Origin of the sequence: Paraglaciecola arctica (assembly GCF_018861065.1) — a bacterium.
GTDB classification, from domain to species: domain Bacteria; phylum Pseudomonadota; class Gammaproteobacteria; order Enterobacterales; family Alteromonadaceae; genus Paraglaciecola; species Paraglaciecola arctica_B.
The window spans coordinates 85,136-104,265 of sequence record NZ_JAHKQO010000028.1 but is presented as its reverse complement, the minus strand read 5'-3'; the positions used below and the strand labels follow the sequence as shown (position 1 = coordinate 104,265).

14 protein-coding genes are annotated in these 19,130 nt (G+C 40.1%); 9 read left to right on the top strand and 5 right to left on the bottom strand.

The genetic code is table 11. The features are described 5' to 3' along the window. Positions 1-29 precede the first annotated feature (29 nt). From KO534_RS10740 to KO534_RS10705, 8 genes are all read left to right on the top strand, one after another. Entirely contained in the window at positions 30-2,246 is a 2,217-nt protein-coding gene (locus KO534_RS10740) for a TonB-dependent receptor family protein (protein ID WP_215929654.1), read from the top strand. A 557-nt stretch (positions 2,247-2,803) separates the two neighbouring features. Beyond that, on the top strand, positions 2,804-4,060 hold the full coding sequence (locus tag KO534_RS10735; RefSeq protein ID WP_215929653.1) for an efflux RND transporter periplasmic adaptor subunit: 1,257 nt from the start codon (positions 2,804-2,806) through the stop codon (positions 4,058-4,060). A 31-nt stretch (positions 4,061-4,091) separates the two neighbouring features. Then, positions 4,092-4,823, top strand: coding sequence for an ABC transporter ATP-binding protein (locus KO534_RS10730; protein WP_215929652.1), 732 nt, complete (start codon positions 4,092-4,094; stop codon positions 4,821-4,823). A gap of 39 nt (positions 4,824-4,862) precedes the next feature. Continuing rightward, entirely contained in the window at positions 4,863-7,352 is a 2,490-nt protein-coding gene (locus KO534_RS10725; protein WP_215929651.1) for an FtsX-like permease family protein, read from the top strand. 74 nt (positions 7,353-7,426) lie between these two features. Next, complete coding sequence (locus KO534_RS10720) at positions 7,427-8,818, top strand: sigma-54-dependent transcriptional regulator (protein ID WP_215929650.1); 1,392 nt, start codon at positions 7,427-7,429, stop codon at positions 8,816-8,818. A gap of 55 nt (positions 8,819-8,873) precedes the next feature. Continuing rightward, positions 8,874-10,211: a sensor histidine kinase gene (locus KO534_RS10715; protein ID WP_215929649.1), complete on the top strand. Its 1,338-nt coding sequence runs from the start codon at positions 8,874-8,876 to the stop codon at positions 10,209-10,211. Positions 10,212-10,411: 200 nt separating this feature from the next. After that, positions 10,412-11,107: an aspartate/glutamate racemase family protein gene (locus KO534_RS10710; protein ID WP_215929648.1), complete on the top strand. Its 696-nt coding sequence runs from the start codon at positions 10,412-10,414 to the stop codon at positions 11,105-11,107. 269 nt (positions 11,108-11,376) lie between these two features. Then, a complete protein-coding gene (locus KO534_RS10705) occupies positions 11,377-11,838 on the top strand; it encodes an Hsp20 family protein (RefSeq protein WP_215929647.1) in 462 nt (153 codons plus the stop codon). Between the two features lie 151 nt (positions 11,839-11,989). On the opposite strand, the gene KO534_RS10700 is transcribed toward KO534_RS10705, so the two are convergent. The 3 genes from KO534_RS10700 to htpG form a co-directional block, all read right to left on the bottom strand. Continuing rightward, positions 11,990-12,379, bottom strand: coding sequence for an MAPEG family protein (locus KO534_RS10700; protein ID WP_215929646.1), 390 nt, complete (start codon positions 12,377-12,379; stop codon positions 11,990-11,992). 79 nt (positions 12,380-12,458) lie between these two features. Next, positions 12,459-13,103 carry an adenylate kinase gene (gene adk / locus KO534_RS10695; RefSeq protein ID WP_215929645.1) on the bottom strand — a complete coding sequence of 215 codons (645 nt, stop codon included), beginning with the start codon at positions 13,101-13,103 and terminating at the stop codon, positions 12,459-12,461. Between the two features lie 190 nt (positions 13,104-13,293). Continuing rightward, on the bottom strand, positions 13,294-15,234 hold the full coding sequence (htpG, locus tag KO534_RS10690) for a molecular chaperone HtpG (RefSeq protein WP_215929644.1): 1,941 nt from the start codon (positions 15,232-15,234) through the stop codon (positions 13,294-13,296). 161 nt (positions 15,235-15,395) lie between these two features. Between htpG and KO534_RS10685 the strand changes: the two genes are divergently transcribed. After that, complete coding sequence (locus KO534_RS10685; protein ID WP_215929643.1) at positions 15,396-17,396, top strand: putative bifunctional diguanylate cyclase/phosphodiesterase; 2,001 nt, start codon at positions 15,396-15,398, stop codon at positions 17,394-17,396. Between the two features lie 36 nt (positions 17,397-17,432). Here KO534_RS10685 and KO534_RS10680 read toward each other — a convergent pair whose 3' ends face one another. Together KO534_RS10680 and KO534_RS10675 are read right to left on the bottom strand one after the other, a co-directional pair. Then, complete coding sequence (locus KO534_RS10680) at positions 17,433-18,413, bottom strand: dihydrodipicolinate synthase family protein (protein WP_215929642.1); 981 nt, start codon at positions 18,411-18,413, stop codon at positions 17,433-17,435. A 6-nt stretch (positions 18,414-18,419) separates the two neighbouring features. Beyond that, on the bottom strand, positions 18,420-19,094 hold the full coding sequence (locus KO534_RS10675; protein ID WP_215929641.1) for a TetR/AcrR family transcriptional regulator: 675 nt from the start codon (positions 19,092-19,094) through the stop codon (positions 18,420-18,422). Positions 19,095-19,130 lie beyond the last annotated feature (36 nt).

Sequence of the window (19,130 nt, the reverse complement as noted above, 5' to 3'; positions counted from 1 at the left end):
TCCTTAGTGGATGTAAAGGTAGTTAATTAATGAAAAAAAGTATCCTAGCCTCCTCCATTACCTTTGTAAGTATGGTAAATGGTGCGCTTGCCGATTCTCCTAAGACAGCTGACGAAACAGTCACTATTTATGGCAACACCAGCAATGCACAAGCTGCGACTGGTGCTGCTCAATATATTGCTGAAGAAGAGTTAGCTAAGTTTGTTTACAGCGATATTCAAAGAGTTGTTCGCCAGATCCCTGGCGTATCCGTTCAAGTAGAAGACGGCTATGGATTACGCCCCAATATTAGCATCCGAGGAGTGGCAACTGAGCGTAGTGGCAGAATCACCTTACTTGAAGACAATATATTGATTGCTCCTGCGCCCTACTCTGCTCCATCAGCTTACTACTTTCCTACTATGGGCCGCATGAGTGCAGTTGAGGTAGTGAAAGGACCAGCCGCTATTACCCAGGGGCCTTACACAATTGGTGGCGCACTAAATATGGTGTCTACGCCTATTCCCGAAACCCAAGGTGGGCAGGTCACGTTAGAAGCGGCCCAAGACGCAACCTATCGTTTACACGCAAACGTTGGCGATACACGCGACAATGGTTTGGGTTATTTAATTGAGGCCCACCAATGGCAATCGGATGGTTTTCAAGATATTGACCGCAGTAACAGTAATACAGGTTTGGACGTTACCGACTTAACGGCAAAGGTAACTTATGCACCTAGCGGTTCGGCCCACAGCGTTGCGTTAAAACTACAAGTTACTGACCAAGACTCAGAGCAGAGCTATTTAGGGTTAACAGACAAAGACTTTCGACAAAACAGTACGAGACGTTATGGCTTGTCTGAGTTAGATAATATTAGCACCGAACATAGCCAAGTAATTCTGCGTTATGGTTATGAAATCAACAAAAATATGAACATCACCGCAACTGTCTATAACAACCAACATGAACGTAACTGGTTTAAAACCGAAGGCATTGATTTGGACGGTAGTGAAAATGCCCAAGACTTTTCTAGTAGTAGTTGGTCCAATGTCATATCAGCAATCAATAACAATGAAAGCTTAAATGGCGTAAGCGTTAATCAACTGCAAGGTATTTTAGATGGCGAAATTGATACGGCCCAAGGTAGCATTCAAATACGTTCTAATGCTCGTGAATACTTCTCTCGCGGCATTCAGTTTGGCCTATTTTGGGATAAAACTGTAGGTGAAGTTAAACACCAATTAGAACTGGGTGTTAGGTTACATGAAGATGAAGAAGACCGTTTACAACGCAACAGTACGTATCAGCAAATTAATGGCCAATTACATCTCAATGACTTGGGAGAATTAGGTAATGCGGGGAATCGTATCCAAGAAGCCCAAGCACTAGCTGTACATATTTATGATCGTATCGAATTTAACAATTGGGTGTTAACACCAGGAATTCGTTTCGAAGACATCGAACAACAGCGTACACGTTTCAACGATGGTGAAACACGTACTTTTCGTGACGATCGAGAAAACAACACACAAGTTGTATTACCGGGCTTAGGTGCCTTATATAAGATTGATGAGAGTTTCACCTTAGTTGCAGGTGCACATAAAGGTTTCACAGCTCCAAGCAACTCACCAGATGTGAGAGAAGAAGAAGCGATTAATTACGAAATTGGCTTTCGCTTTGCAAATAACACACTTAATGCCGAAGCCATTTATTTTCTAAGTGATTACGACAATTTGTTAGGTGAATGCACCGCTTCATCTGGCAGTGATTGTGAAATTGGTGATGCCTTTAATGGTGACGCGGCCACAGTCCAAGGTATTGAATTGGTTTTAAAAACTGAACTCACTGAATTCAATGGAATAACAGTGCCTTTCAATATGACTTATACCTACATCGATAGTGAATTTGATACTGACATTGCCGACACGGCGTTTTTCGGCGATGTTAGTGCCGGTGATTCAATCCCTTACATTCCAGAAAACCAAGGTCAACTATCTATTGGTTTAGAGGCGAATAGTTGGTCAGCTTATATCAATGGAGTATATGTTGATAAAGTATGTGTGAGAGCCTCTTGTGCTGATTTCGAACGCACTGATGGCAGTTTTACTGTGGATGTGAGTGGTAACTACCAAATATCTAACGATTTAAAACTATTCGCGCGTATCGAAAACCTAACCGATGAACAAGATATTGTAAGTAGACAACCATACGGTGCTCGTCCAAATAAAACACGTACCTTTTCGGTTGGGGCACAATATAGTTTTTAATCTATCATTCATTGAGTAAAGAACCTAAACAACAAAAATAGCGAAAATAAGGACATTTAAGCCGTACGTAATATTCAACTATAATCCGGTAATCTTGATTACCGGATTTTTTAATACCACTGACTAAAGAGCTAACATGATTTATACCAATTACATTGCAGTAAACAGTTAGATATTCTCTATTGCCTTGAAGTCACTTTTAAATTTGTAAATAAAATATGTGGAGATAAGATAGCCGCTCTCTCTCATTTCTCAAAAAATGAAACATTCAATAATATAAACCTCTAAGAAGTGCGCGTTTTCATGCTGATTTTAATTTGTCGGGGCTAGATTAGCTTTCACTGCCGTATTTAAAAGTCATACAGATCATCTCGACTATTCCGTCCCATTATCGAAACATCTATATATATCACCCAGTCCCGTTATCGAGAAAAATTACCTTCTACCTCTTACAAATAAACACTAAACCATTGAAAAATAAAGATATTTAGTTTTGGCACAAGCGTTGCTTACTCAGTACATAAGTAAGACCTAAGTGACACAAGGTAAATTAATAAATGGACATCGTTCGCGAAAAGCCCAAAAAGAAAATCACAGTAAAGATTGTGGGAATAGTGGCATTAGTCATCATCTTGTTTTTTGTAGTAAAACTTGTCTTTAATCGTGACGCATCAACCTATGCCGTTAACAGCAATGCATTATTAACTGACAAAGTTCAACAAGGTGAGCTGTTTGTTTCGGTGCGTGGTATGGGGGTCTTGGTACCTAAAGACATTCGCTGGGTCGCCACAAACGTCGAAGGTAGAGTCGAACGTATTTTGATCAAAGCAGGGGCGCACGTAAAAGAAGGTGATCTATTGATGGAGCTCAGCAATCCGCAGCTAGTTCAACGTCTAGAAGAAACCAAATGGGAGCTGGATGAAATGGAGGCAGAAACGACCGCATTGGAAGTGTCATTGGAGTCTGAACTGCTCGACCAAGAAGCGGCAGTAATCACTGAAAAGCTCAATCATGAGCGGGCATTATTAACCTTAAACGCTCAAGAAACCTTACTGTCTCAAGGGGTTGTAGCGGTATCCCATATTGATTATGAAGAAATAAAGATCGATGTAGCACAATTTAAACAACGCTGGGAATTAGAAATTAAGCGTTTGGCAAAACGCCGAGAAAACCTAGCAGCGCAGCGATTAGCTGCCCAAGCACGCGTTAACCGCATGCGCAAGATTTTGCAGCGAGCACAAGAGCAAGTAAACGGATTAAAAGTCACAGCAACCATGGACAGCATTGTACAAGAAATGCCTATGGAATTGGGGCAACAAGTCAGTTCAGGCACTAACCTCGCTCGTTTAGCGCGAAGCGGAGAATTCATCGCGGAATTGCGGATCCCAGAAAAGCTCATTAGCGAAGTTGTCATTGGCCAAGAAGTCACGGTAGATACCCGCAGCAGTAAAATACAAGGAAAAATCCAACGTATTGATCCTGCGGTAATCAACGGCTCTGTTCAAGTAGATGTTGAATTAAGTCGTGACATTCCTAAAGAAGCTAGGCCTGACCTAACCGTTGAAGGCGAAATAAACATTGCTAGGATTAATAACGCACTCTTTGTTCAACGGCCTATGTTTGCCAAAAGTTTTGGAGAAGCACAGGTTTATTTACTCGATGCCCAAGGAGAGACAGCGAGCAGACATGAGGTCGTATTTGGGCAAACATCCACTAAATATATAGAAATCAAATCAGGTCTAAAAGTAGGCCAAAACATCATTGTGTCTGATGTATCAAGCTTTGAAGAACACCAACAAATTAAAATTAACTAAAAATACACTGCTAACTGCGGAGCGAAAACTCATGACCACAGCAACAAAAACAACTAAATCACTGGTAACCTTAAACAACATTAAGAAAGTATTTTTTACTGATGATGTTGAAACCCATGCGTTGAACAAAATTAATCTAACTATTAATAAAGGTGAATACATTTCCATCACCGGTCCATCCGGTTGCGGAAAATCAACTTTGTTGTCTTTATTGGGCTTGCTTGATACGTCTACTGCAGGCACCTATCAATTAGCCGGTCATGAAGCATCTGATTTGAATCGAGACGAACGCGCCAAAATTCGAAATAAGGAAATTGGCTTTGTTTTTCAAGCATTTAATTTGATTAGCGATTTAAGCGTGGCTGAAAACGTTGAATTACCTCTCACTTATCGTACCGATATTACTAAAGTTCAACGAGCTGAAATGGTAAAGGACGCCCTCGAAAAAGTGGATATGCAACACCGAGCCAATCACTTTCCTTCGCAACTTTCTGGGGGACAACAACAACGAGTCGCGGTTGCACGAGCCATTGCAGGGAACCCTTCGATTATATTGGCTGATGAACCTACAGGTAATTTAGATTCGAAAAATGCACAGATGGTGATGAATTTGCTGGACCGTCTGCACGATCAAGGCGCAACTATTTGTATGGTGACTCATGATCCCCGCTCAGCCTCTCGCGCTGGCCGTACGATTGAAGTATTCGATGGAAAAATTGTATCAGATCAGATTACCGAAAAACCTCAAGCCGTGGTTGCGTAATTAACCATAGTTTTAGTTCTGCTTTAAGGAGAAATTACCATGTCAGTCTCTCTTGACATAAAATACGCCGCCAGATTATTAGCTAAAAAACCAGCTTTCACTGGTTTGACGGTATTGATAGTAGCCATAGGATTAGGGTTAACTCTATACACCTATTCGTTACTGAATAGTTTAGTGTTTACCCCCCTTACCTTAAATAACGACAAACCCATTTTCGCCGTCGAATCACAGTATGATTATACGCATTTATCGAGGAGACCGGCTGACCCTTTCGACTTATACAAACTAAAAAACGAGCTCAATTTGCTTGAAGACTTAGGTGTTTATCAAGAAGGAACCACCTTTGTAGGCGGTTCGGATGCCACAACTGCAATCCGTAAATTTAACTCTACCTATGTCAGTTGGAATATTTTTGAATTCGCTGGTGTTCAACCCATACTAGGTCGCGGCTTTTCAGCTGAAGATCATTTTGAAGGAGCAGAGCCAACTGTAGTACTCAGTTACGACGTATTTAAGCACTACTTTCAAGGTGATGAATCTATAGTCGGCACTATGGTGCCTTTAGACGCTGAACCTAATCGCGTCATAGGTGTTATGCCTAAAGGGTTTGCGTTCCCATCCATTGCCGAGATTTGGCAGCCCCTACCTCAAGACAGCGTGGCAGCAACAGAACGCACTTATAATGGAGTACAAGGGTTTGCACGACTCGCTGACGGTGTCACTCCTCAACAACTACAAGCAGCAATGAACGCCTACAGCAGTGAATTATCCACAACGCTTCCAGACGACATGCGTTGGCGCATTAACCCAGAAGGTAAATACCTCAGTGTAGAACCCTTCAAAAAAGCGGCGATAACCCAATATTTTTCGATGTTTATGGCGATGTTTGTAGTGGTATTTCTGATTCTTCTTTTAGCCTGTATCAACGTGGGTAATTTGTTATTGGCAAGAGTGAACCAACGATTTAAAGAAATTGCGATTCGCGTGGCTTTAGGCGTTCCTAGAAAACGTTTGGTGTTACAAATGTTATGGGAAAGTATATTTATTTGTAGCCTCGGAGGGATACTTGCATTGTTATTTGCAGCTTGGGGCTTAGAAATCACTAATCAAGTGTTTGCGGATACATACGCTGTAGACAATTTAAAGCCATTTTGGTGGAATGTTGAAATTGATGGCAATGGATTATTACTGTTGTTGGGCGCGATTGTTGCGATGATTTTTATTACCGGATATATACCGGCATGGCGAGCATTATCCGGTGACTTTAATGCAGTCTTACGAGATGGGACTCGTGGAGCCATAGGTAAAAAAGCCGCTCGAGCTAGCAAAATATTAGTCATTTCAGAAATACTGTTGTCCTGCGTGGTGTTAGTCATGGCATGTATTTTACTGACCACTAGTTACTCTGCTGGGGTGGCCGATTACGGGGTTGAAACCGAGAACCGCCTAACTGCGCAATTACAATTACCTCCTATTAGTTTTAGCGTTCGCCGCAACACTGAGTTTGAACACGCAGACCGCTTAAAACGAGCGGCATTCTATTACGAATTAAAAGACGAGTTAGAAAGCCAGCCTAACGTACAAGCCGTAGCCATGATGACTGAATTACCCGGACGCGGCGAAGGAACCAGCCACTACGAAATTGAAGGTCGCGAAGCCGCAGTTTACAACGAAAACCCCTATAGCAATAACGAAGGGGTTGCAAAAGACTCTTGGCGAGCCTTAGGAATGCGGATAGTGCAAGGTAGAGACTTCGATCACCGCGACGTTGGCGAGGATGTGCTGAGTATCATTATCAACGAGTCTATCGCAAGGGAGTTTTTTCCAGATGGTGATGCTATTGGGCAGCGAGTGCGCCGAGCTAATCCAGGGTACAGAGGAGAATGGAACACTATAGTGGGTGTAGTATCCGACACCTTCCACGGTTCAACTATGCGCTCCTCTAGTACCTCTTACAATTCCTATCACATAATGGACAATTGGGGGTTATTTAGAGTTAACTTGGCCATGCATTATACAGGGTCACAAGTTGAAGCTGAAAAAACACTGCAACAAGCTGTGGACAAAGTGAATTCAGATGTAGGGCTTTACCATGTGCAAAGTTACGATAGCTTAATTAAACAACCCATGATGTTAGTCGTTGCGGTCAGTAAGATATTTTTGCTATGTGGCATTGTCGCAGCGTTTTTAGCGGCCAGTGGTATTTATGCTGTAGCTTCAAATAGTATTAGTCAGCGCACTCAAGAAATTGGTGTAAGACGAGCGCTGGGCTCGTCCGATAAAGGAATAATGCGTTTGTTTATACTTCAAGCCAGTCAACAACTAGCCATAGGTTTAAGCATAGGAATTGCTTTATCTATTTGGCTAGTCAATTTTATGAGTGAAACCATGATCATTAATGACCTGAGTTACGTGATGGGTATGTTAGGCGTACCACTATTAATAATCTTTATGGTGTTATTGGCTACTTTTATACCGACCCAAAAAGTAGTACGAATGGAGCCGAGTGAAGCCTTGCATCATGATTAATTTTGTTTAACCTAAACGTATTAAAACATAGGCTTACAGCTTTTTAAGTTGTAAGCCCTCACTAAGATTTTGAAATGAAACACTCAATTTTAATAGCCGATGATGACAGCCGTATCCTTACGGCTCTTAAGCTACTGCTTAAGGGGGAAAATTACCAAGTCACAGTGGTAACCTCGCCTAAAGCTTGTTTAGAGACGATTCAAAAACATCACTATTCGTTAGCTTTGATTGACCTTAATTACCATACTGATACCACGTCAGGAGATGAAGGATTGCACCTTATTACCGCAATCAAACAACTCGACGAACAATTACCCGTTGTGGTGATGACCGGCTACAGCAGTATCGAAGTAGCAGTTGAAGCCATGAAATTAGGAGCCGTTGATTTTATTAAAAAACCTTGGGGTAACGATAGGTTGCTTAATATTATCCAAGCTCAAATTAGAATTGGCGATATGCAGCATCAAGGTGTAAAACTGGCGCAGGAAAACGCAATTTTAAGGGATCAAATTTCTGCTAAATCTGCGGGTATCATCGCTCAGTCTCACGTAATGCAGCAACTATTAACTCAGTTAGAAAAACTAGCGCAAAGTGAGATGAATATCTTACTTACCGGTGAAAATGGCACCGGAAAAAGTATGTTCGCAGAATATCTTCATCAATGTTCAACACGCAGTAGCTGCCCTTTTATTGCCGTTAATATGGGCGCCATTAGCGAAAACCTATTTGAAAGTGAAATGTTTGGACATATCAAAGGCGCGTTTACCGATGCCAAAGACAACCGAATTGGTCGATTTGAACTGGCCGAGGGTGGTAGTTTATTTTTGGATGAAATAGCTAACATAGCGCCTTCGCAACAAGCTAAATTACTACATGTTCTAGAAGCCCATCAATTTGAAAAAGTGGGTAGCTCAAAAACTCAAAAAGTCGACGTACGGATAGTCTCAGCCACTAACTCCAATCTGGCAGAGTTGATTGAACAAGGGCAATTTCGCCAAGATCTGTTATATCGACTTAATACCATAGAAATAACCATTCCACCGCTGCGAGAGCGTAAAGACGATATCTTGCCTTTGGCAGAATATTTTCTATCGCAACATGCAGAGAAATACCGTTTACCCAAAGGTGAGTTTGCGGCTCAAGCCAAGCAGGCTTTGCAAACCTATACATGGCCGGGAAACATTCGTGAATTGAATCACATGATTGAACGCGCGATTTTCTTACGTCAAGGCCAGTTGGTCACCGCTACAGATTTAGGTTTAAATAATGAAACCGAACAGTATGTAACAACCAAAAAACAAAACGGTATCGATATCAATCATGGATCATTAGATCAAATTGAAAAATCCATCATTGAACAGCGACTTAAAGCATTTGACTATAACGGGCAAGCTACTGCTTCTTCTCTTGGTTTGAGTCGCAGTGCCTACTATCGACGACTAGAAAAACACAACCTAAATTTGTGATAAAGTGCTCTTACATATGGTAACTAGTCCAAAACATTAGGGTACCTAAGGGACAATGCTAAAACATACTAAAGCGGCCAGAATTGCATTTGAGGATAGATTGGTACGCCTTGCGCTATTCACCGGACTATTACCTACTCTTTGCTGCTGTATATTGATGTTTTTCGTAGATATGTCGGTCTATCCTAAAATTTTGTTAGCTATAGTGTTATTTGTTTGTGTGTTATTCTGTGCTTTCCATATTCGGCATCAAGTAGTGTTTCAGCTTCGCACTTCTACAAATTTGGTTGAAGCTATGACCGCCAACGATTACACCTTACGTGCTAACAATAAGGGATTAAATGGAGCCCTAAGTGACTTTAATCAATTATTAAACACCCTATCAAAAACGCTTGCCGAACAAAGTTTAGTCACCCGTGAAAAGCAAATATTACTGGCCAAAGTGACAGATCAAATAGATGTAGCTATTGTGGCAGTCGACAATAATCAGGCTATCAGCCTTATGAATCCAGCCGCTGAAAAGTTATTCAAATGTCGCTTTGAAGAAAAGCAGGGCTGGCCAATCAAAATCTTAGGTTTACAAAATGTATTAACTAAGGATTACAACAAAATAGCCGAATTTGAGATCAAGCAGCATAAAAAAAGGGTGCTTATTCGCACTGATCAATATTATGAGAACGGTATTCAACACACACTTATTTTTATAACCGATATTCAAAATTTATTGCGGGAAGAAGAAAGACAAGCTTGGCAAAAATTATTAAGAGTACTTAGCCACGAAATTAATAACTCCATTGCCCCTATTGCTTCCATAGGGGAAACCTTAGAAAAAATGGTAGAGAAACAATATTCAGGTTCGGAATTAGATAAGGATCTAAAAGAGGGGTTAAGTGTGATAACAGAGCGCGCGCAATCCCTAAATATGTTTATTCAGCGTTACCAAAAATTGGCAAAACTGCCCTTACCTACTAAGTCTTTATTCACCCTCGAACCATTGCTTCAATCAATTGCAGTGTTATTCGCAGATGCCAATATCGAACTGGCTTCAAATGAATTACAAGTGTATGCAGACAAAGGTCAACTACAACAGGTATTGGTAAATCTAATAAAGAATGCATGGGAGTCGATGTACGATAATCCAACAGCAAAAATAGAAGTGAATTGGCGAAAGGATGGCCAATTTATTGAAATTAACCTACTCGATCAGGGTACGGGAATTAACAATATGGACAACTTATTTGTCCCCTTTTATACCACCAAAAAACAGGGAACAGGTATAGGGCTGTCATTATCTAGACAAATACTGGTCAATCATGGTGGTGACTTAGTGATAAACAACCGCCACGAGCAAACTGGTGTCAAAGCGACCATTTTAATACCCGCATATCCCTAATTAATTAGGGGTTTTGACACAATGCTTAAAACTTGGCCATTCCCAAAGCGTTTTTGATCCTATATAATGCCCTGCAAGTATTAATTTTTAGTGTTCTTTATGCCCGTTTAATTGCGGGCATTTTTTTGTCTAAAAATTATGACACATTTCCATTAAAGCAATATTACAGTTAATTTTTCACATTGGATTAGTCTAATAACATGAAAACTATCGGCTTGATTGGTGGCATGAGTTGGGAGTCTACTGCCAACTATTATCAGTTAATTAATCAAGGCATTAAACAACATTTAGGTGGCTTACATTCAGCCAAAGTTGTTTTAGTCAGTGTTGATTTTGCAGAAATCGAAGCTTTACAACACCAAGGTAATTGGCAAAAAACTGCAGAAATACTATGTGATGCAGCGAAATCCCTTGAGGTTGCAGGAGCTGATTTCTTTCTAATTTGTACCAACACTATGCATAAAGTGGCGTCACAGGTTGCAAGTGCTGTAACGATTCCCCTGTTGCATATTGCCGATGCCACTGGTTCACAACTTAACTCAAATAACATGACAAGAATAGGCTTGCTAGGTACTAAGTTCACCATGCAACAGGATTTTTACAAAGACAGATTAAGCAATAATTTTTCTATCGAGGTGTTAGTTCCCACAGAAGACGAGCAAGAGATTGTGCATAAGGTGATTTACCAAGAGTTGTGTTTGGGGGTAATAAAAGATCAATCTCGCAAACAGTATTTAGAAATCATCAATAACTTGTCGCAACGGGGCGCTCAGGGAATTATTTTAGGCTGTACTGAAATAGGCTTACTGATAAAAGCCAGTCATACACAAACTACTCTCTACGATACTACTTTGATTCATGCACAGGCCGCAGTAATAGAATCGTTAAAAAATTAGAATTTATTTCTCTTAAAATTCAGATAGTTAAAACTAAATTACTTTTTATTTTAGATATTAATATTGAAAAATACTTTAGTAACTACATATATATCTTGTCGACGCCGAAAGGGTTGACACAGAAACACAGGATTTGTTTCTGAACTGCTGGCTAACATTAGACAGCAAAGCCCATACTGGGTTTAGTGATAGGAAATCCATACCAAAAACGCCGCCGAATAGTCGGGGCAAATTAATTTTATATTGCTTAATTTACGAGGATATACCTAATGCGTAACATCGATCTATCTCCACTTTACCGTTCTTTCATTGGTTTTGACCACTTGGCATCAATGATGGACACAGCATCAAGAAACGAAAAACAATCTACTTACCCTCCATACAATATTGAATTGTTGGCCGAGGATAAATACCGTATCACTATGGCTATTGCTGGATTTGCTAAAGATGAAGTTAGCATAGAAGTGCAAGAAAATACCTTACAGGTAATTGGCACTAAAGCAGCAAAAGACACGAAAGACGCTTCTGGCAATGAAGAACGCAAGTTCCTACATAAAGGCATCTCAGAGCGAAGCTTTGAACGTAAATTCCAACTAGGAGATCACGTTAAAGTATTGGCAGCTGACTTAGAAAATGGCCTATTACATGTAGACTTAGAACGTGTAGTGCCAGAATCGAAAAAACCTAGAAAAATAGAGATTGGCAGCAAGCTTATTGAAAACAACGAATAGGCTTAATCTCCCTTCCCTGTTTTGTGTGTAGTGACAAAGGCGCTCTATATTTAAATATAGAGCGCCTTTTTTGAAATCAATACCCTTTTGTTTACCACCATAGGCGTGCTCCAACGCTTGATGAATAGAGACTTGTCAGCAGTTAGTAGTATCATTTATACAACACTAGAATATTTAACACGCTCAAGCCCAGCAGCGAAGCAAAAGTTAACAACATCCCTGAGACTCTCTGCCAACTAGAGCCTGAATGACGGCGCAATCCAAACGCATGAATAAATCGCCCCGCTAACAAGGCCGTGCCTGAAAGATGTAAAAGTATCGGGTTGCTTAGATTTACTTCAGCCACAAAAAGTAAAATAAGAACAATGGGAGTGTATTCACTAAAATTGCCGTGGGCCCTAATGACTTGCTGGAAATGGTGATCTCCTCCGTCTCCGAGTGCTATTTTTTTAGAAAATCTTCCTCGAATAACCAAGACCGAAAAATAAAAAAATAAAATACCCAGAAGCCCTGCATAAAACGCGGTAATTGGTGTGTGCATAAACCCTCTCTTTAGAAATAATATAATCCACAAAAAAGCCCACTTAAAGCGGGCTTCATCAAATAAAAATCTATCAGTATTAACTCAATAATGTTTCTAACTGACTCGAAACGACTGCAACAGCTAAGGTGCCATCAATTTTATGATAAGCACATTCGCCAGTAGCGGCTAGCTGCGTGTAATAGCTTACAAGAGGCTTAGTTTGCTCATGATAAATACCAAGACGTTTACGTACAGTTTCTTCTTGGTCGTCCGGACGAATGACTAGCTCTTCGCCTGTTTCATCATCCTTTCCTTCCACCTTAGGAGGATTATAACGTAGGTGATAAACTCGTCCTGAGCCTGGGTGAACTCTGCGACCACTCATTCGTTCAACAATCACCTCATCTCCCACATCAAACTCAATTACATGATCAATTTTAATCCCTGCGTCTTTCATAGCATCAGCTTGGGGTATAGTACGAGGGAAGCCGTCAAGTAGAAAACCTTTTGCACAATCAGCTTGGCTAATACGCTCTTTCACCAAACCAATAATTAATTCATCTGAAACTAGCTTACCTTCATCCATAACGCGTTTAGCTGCTATACCAAGCTCGGTACCTGCTTTGATTGCTGCACGTAACATATCCCCAGTGGATATTTGTGGGATACCGAATTTACCCATTAAAAATTGGGCTTGTGTACCCTTACCTGCACCAGGAGCACCTAGAAGAATAATGCGCATGCTGTGTCCTCTGAATAATTATTAGCGTTAAAAAAGTAAAGCCGCAACTTTACACATTCAACCTAAATCTTACAAGAATATTAAGCTCTGCATATGCGACAAAGGTCTTAATACCCTGACTTTTATCAAGTTAAAACAAAAACGGGCCTCAAAGCCCGTTTTTAGTTAACTAACTATTGTTGTTTGCTGCCTATTTTGCCAAGTTCGCTAGTAGCTTGTTTAAATTCTGCACAAAGCTAGCAGGGTCTTTTAAACTGCCTTGTTCAGATAACGCAGCTTGGTCAAACAACACCCCCGTCCACTGTGCAAATTGCTCTTCATCTTGTACGTCAGCTAATAACTTAACGAGTTGATGTTCAGGGTTCAATTCAAAGTGATACTGGGCTTCAGGTACAGGCTGACCTGCAGCTTGCATCAGCTTAATCATTTGTGTCGTCATGCCTTGTTCATCAGCAACAATACAAGCTGGAGAGTCCGTTAAGCGACTAGTGAATTTGACATCTTTCACTTTGTCTCCTAGGACAGTTTTTACACGTTCGGCTAAACCTTCAACTTGCTTTTCTGCTTCTTCCAGCGCCTTTTTGCTTTCCTCGTCATCTAAATCACCTAAGTCCAATGCACCGTGCGTGATAGATTGGAAAGATTTTTCGTCAAACTCAGTTAAATGAGACATTAGCCACTCATCTACTCGGTCAGCCATTAACAACACTTCGATACCTTTCTTGCGGAAGATTTCTAAATGCGGACTAGACTTAGCAGCCTGATAACTATCTGCAGTTATGTAGTAGATTTTTTGTTGTTTTTCTTGCATGCGACTAACGTAATCAGCAAGAGAAACCGTTTGCGCTTCTGAATCTTCATGGGTTGACGCAAAACGCATCAAACCAGCAATCTTTTCTTTGTTGGCGTGATCTTCAGCCGGACCTTCTTTTAGTGCGTTACCAAACTCAGCCCAAAATGCTTGATACTTTTCAGGATCATTTTTAGCAATTTTTTCAAGCATCTGTAGTACACGTTTAGTGCAGCCTTGACGCATTGCCTGAGTCACTTTGTTATCTTGTAAAATTTCACGAGATACGTTCAATGGCAAATCATTTGAATCTAGCAAACCTTTCACAAAACGCAGGTAGGTGGGTAACATTTGCTCTGCGTCATCCATAATAAATACACGCTGAACATAGAGCTTAAGGCCGTGTTTATGGTCACGGTTCCACATATCAAAAGGCGCTTTACTCGGAATATATAATAAACTGGTATATTCAGTTTTACCTTCAACTTTATTGTGGGACCAAGTCATTGGATCACTAAAGTCGTGAGAAATATGTTTGTAGAATTCTTTATATTCGTCTTCACTCACATCAGACTTATCACGAGTCCAAAGAGCAGTCGCTTTATTCACCGCTTCCCAAAATGCAGGTACAGCTGGAATCTTCTCGCCTTCTTCTCCATCAGGGCCTTTAGGACCGTCACGCTCAGGCTCTTCTTCCTTAAACATTTTGACAGGAATACTAATGTGATCGGAATATTTACTCACGATTGAACGTAAACGCCAATCATCTAAGAATTCTTTCTCTTCTTCTTTTAGGTGAAGAGTGATTTCTGTACCACGGTCGGCTTTTTCTATATCAGAAATAGTAAATTCACCTTCACCAGCAGATTCCCACTGCACACCATTTGCCTTGTTATCTCCAGCGGCACGTGTACGCACAGTGACATTATCGGCAACTATAAAAGCAGAATAAAAGCCTACACCAAATTGACCAATAAGCTGTGAATCTTTAGCTTCGTCACCAGACAATTTTCCGAAAAACTCTTTAGTACCGGACTTAGCAATAGTACCTAAGTGCTCTATTACATCAGACTTGTTCATACCAATACCGTTGTCGGCAATGGTAATAGTGCCAGCGTCTTTATCGATGCTGAGTTTAACGTGCAAATCGCCGTCGCCTTCATATAAGCTGTCGTTAGACAACGCTTTAAAGCGCAATTTATCTGCAGCATCAGCTGCATTGGACACTAATTCACGTAAGAAAATTTCTTTGTTCGAGTAAAGTGAATGGATCATCAATTGCAGTAATTGTTTTACTTCTGTTTGAAATCCATGAGTTTCTTGATGGGCTGCTTCAGCCATAGCCAAGTATCTCCTAAGTTGTGGTTGCTAAATGATGAATAGAAGATGAGGTCGGTTAGAATGTTTTCAAGGATAATTCACTAATTTGTTTTTATTTAACTTAAAACAAACTAGGCTGATTAACACTGAGACCTTCAATTCGTTGTTGCATATGAGATTATATGATTATTGAGTTAGACGAACTACAAACTGCTATTTGGATTTATGATATTGATCGCTACTGCATTGTTTGGGCAAATCAAGCTGCGTTGAAATTATGGAACAGCCCCTCAATTAAAGAACTAAAACAAAGGGACTTAAAAACAGGCCTATCAGAAGCCGTAAAAAACAGTCTATTGCAATACCAACAAACATTTTTTGATAATCAAGTACATCAAGAAAATTGGGTGTTTAGTCCTAAGGGCAAAGAAGTACAAGCGTTTTGTCAGTTTTCTGGCTACAGATTAGCAGACGCTAGAATGGCGATGTTAGTGGAAGCAACAACCTCTGATATGCATTATTCTGGAGAGCTTTTTAGCGCCACAACTATTATTTCTAGCTTTAGTTATACCGGTGACTTTATCAGTGGTAATCCACCTTTCATCAGAGATTTTGGTCACCAAGTTTCCCATTTACGAGAGTTAATCTGCGACGTAGGGATGCTTGAAGATATATACAATCATATTGAGCAAGCAGAACACTTTGAAAACGATGTGTTGATGAATACCGTAAAAGGCAAAACTTGGTACCGTCTTTTTGCAGTCAACTCTAAATTTACGAGCGGTGATCCCACTATATTGCTTCACCACTACAATATACACGAACGCAAGGCAACTGAAGAAGTCTTGCGGCAACAAGCCTGGACAGACCCGCTAACAGGTTTACTTAATAGACGAGGCCTCACCCATTCACTCACGCGAGATGTGCAAGCAGGGACACCTTTTACATTACTGTATATAGACTTAGATGGATTTAAGTTGGTCAACGACGCTTCGGGTCATAGTACGGGAGATACAGTTTTAACTGAAGTAGCCAATAGATTACGCCACAATAGTATCTCTGATTCAGTTTTGTGCAGATTTGGTGGCGATGAGTTCGTTTTGGTGGTCTATGAATCCTTATTACATCACAATCTAGTGAACCTTTTGGATCAACTAATTGAATCTATATCCATGCCTTTTTACGACCATCAACTTAATCCCATTTCACTATCTGCCAGCATAGGTTTATCGCGTTTTCCAAATGACAGTACTGATATTGAGCATTTAATCTTGTGTGCAGATGCGGCCATGTATCAGGCTAAAAAGTTGGGAAAAAAAAGGTGGATTGAATATCAAGCAAACATGGAAAAAGGACTCAAACGACTTAGTGATTTGTCTCAAAAGCTGTCTCTTGCAATAGAGAAGCATGAATTGTCTTTACATTATCAACCCATTATCGATATGAACACTAAAAAAATCGTTTCCTTTGAAGCGCTGTTGCGTTGGTACAACCCCGAATTAGGAAACATCAGTCCAGAAGAAATAATTAACGTCGCTGAAACAACTGGACTAATTCATGACATCGAAAACTGGGTTCTCAACCGCGCACTGCAAGAATTACTTTTGTTTAAACAAGTAATTGGTCAACATATTACTATGGCAGTGAATATTTCTGGCTTACATATGGCAGAAGCCAATCTTTGCAGTTATATATTTTCTCTATTAGAAAAATATGAGCTACCTCCATCGGATTTAATCATTGAGTTAACAGAAAGTGTGCTTTTAACCGATATCGATACAGAAAACTCCCCCATTAACTACATGACACGCAATGGAATAAAATTAAGTATTGACGATTTTGGAACCGGATACTCTTCACTGGCTTATTTACATGAGATTCCCGCATCAGTAGTAAAAGTTGATAGAGCTTTTTTGAACAAAACCGAAAACAATACTGTTACATTGGAGTGTATTAAAACATTGGTGACTTCATTGAATATGCGCAGTTTAATTGAAGGAATTGAAACACAGCACCAATCACAGTTATTACAAAGCTTAGGATTCAGTCTACAGCAAGGTTATTTTCATGGCCGACCGCAACCATTAGATTACTATTTATCTAGTTCGTTTACCCAAAAGTACTCTCAATTAGCTGAAGCAAGTGTTTCTCCAAATAAAATGATTACCAAGGAGCCACGCTAACTTAATTCATGACTTCTTAGTTGCAAGTTTCTAAAATCATCTTGCTATTGTTTTTAAACCTGCTCGTTTAAGGCACGCCAAAATATTTTCGCTGTCACCTTTTTTCAATGATTGAAGTGGACTGCGAACACCGCTAGAAATCGGCAAACCTAGATGTCGTAGCGCCTCTTTCGAGGCCGCATGAGGACTTAAGGCTTTTTTAAACATCTGAAACGGTAATCTGCCAATTAAGCTCAGCATATGCATTTGTAACTCAGATACCGCACTAGGCTTACTGATAATCGGTAATAATTGCGACAACTGCTTATGTTTTACTTTTGCTTCAGTGCGCTTTTTTGCCAGGCTAGACTCATATAATTCTTTGGCTAAAGTTGGGGAAATAGCAGCCAATGGGCATATTGCCCCCACACACCCTGCCTCTATCAATTGCGGATATAACAACCCTAAACCAGTAAAATAATGTGTGCCAGCGGCACCTTTTAAGATTTTTTTTGCTGCGCAATGATTCAATGCGCTGTCTTTTATTCCAATTACATTATCTAATTTAAGAATCGCCACTAACTGCTGTGGTTTAAGGAATAATCCAGAAACTTGAGGGAAATGATAATAGAGAATTGGTAACGGCGACGTACTAGCAACTTCTTCAATGGCTAACATTAAATCTTCAAAATCAACGATATAGTAATCTGTAAATAGTAATAGCACTGCATCTGCATATTGCTGATATGTCAAAATTTTTGCTGCTGCATGTTGGGCGCTAAATGTATTAACACCAACAATAATAGGTTTTCTTTTCGCTACTTTCTGACTGCTTTGAATTAGTATTTTTAATTGCTCTTCATCAGACAGGTACGGCAATTCTCCTCCACTGCCTAAAATGGTAAGTCCATTAACATCCGCTTTAAGGTAGTGGTCAATACAAGAGGTTAAACCACAAAAATCAAGTTCTTCATCAATCCCCATAGGAGTAGGTACAACAGGAAAAACACCTTTCAATTCATTTTGAATATTTTTCATTGGAGGTTATTGCGAAGTTGCGGTTAAAGAAGTTATTTTCTGTATTAACTCCTGATGAAAGCCACTTGAAGCATCTGCCGCAAAAGTAATAAACATGCCTGTCAGTACTTGGTGCTTATATTCCGACAGGTCAATGTAACCATTCATCCAATCTTGACGCGCTAAGCGCTGATTAGCGAATAATTTTTCAGCCAACAATAGTGAGTCGATATTGCCTAACAAATAGCCTTTCTCTTTAGCATCAATGCACACTTGAAGTGCTAGTTGTAGAGCGTTGTGAAAGATACCTGAAGGTAACTCATGTTCAAAAAGCTTTTCTTGCTCACCAATAAAAAAGGCGGCTTTGTAAAAGGTCTCATCATCGGCATATAAAGCCATAAGATTATTGGTAAAGGCTTCTACTGTAGATATCGGATCACCGAACTCTTGCTGTTCTAGTAAGTGCTCAGTGCGCGTAACCATGTCTTCAACAAGTTGCCTACAAATATCCGCTTTATTGCCTATTAAATTATGAATAGTAGGCACAGTTACTTGCGCCTTGTTAGCCAACTCTACCAAGGTAAAAGCTTGAAACCCGTCTGTTGCAATCATAGTGCGAGCTTGATCCAATATGTTTTGACGCCTTTTAATTTTATTTTCCGTTCGGGCAGCAATACCACGTTGCGGTCTCAATGTTTTCACTTTGTATTCACCTATAAATTTTATGTTGCATTAAAT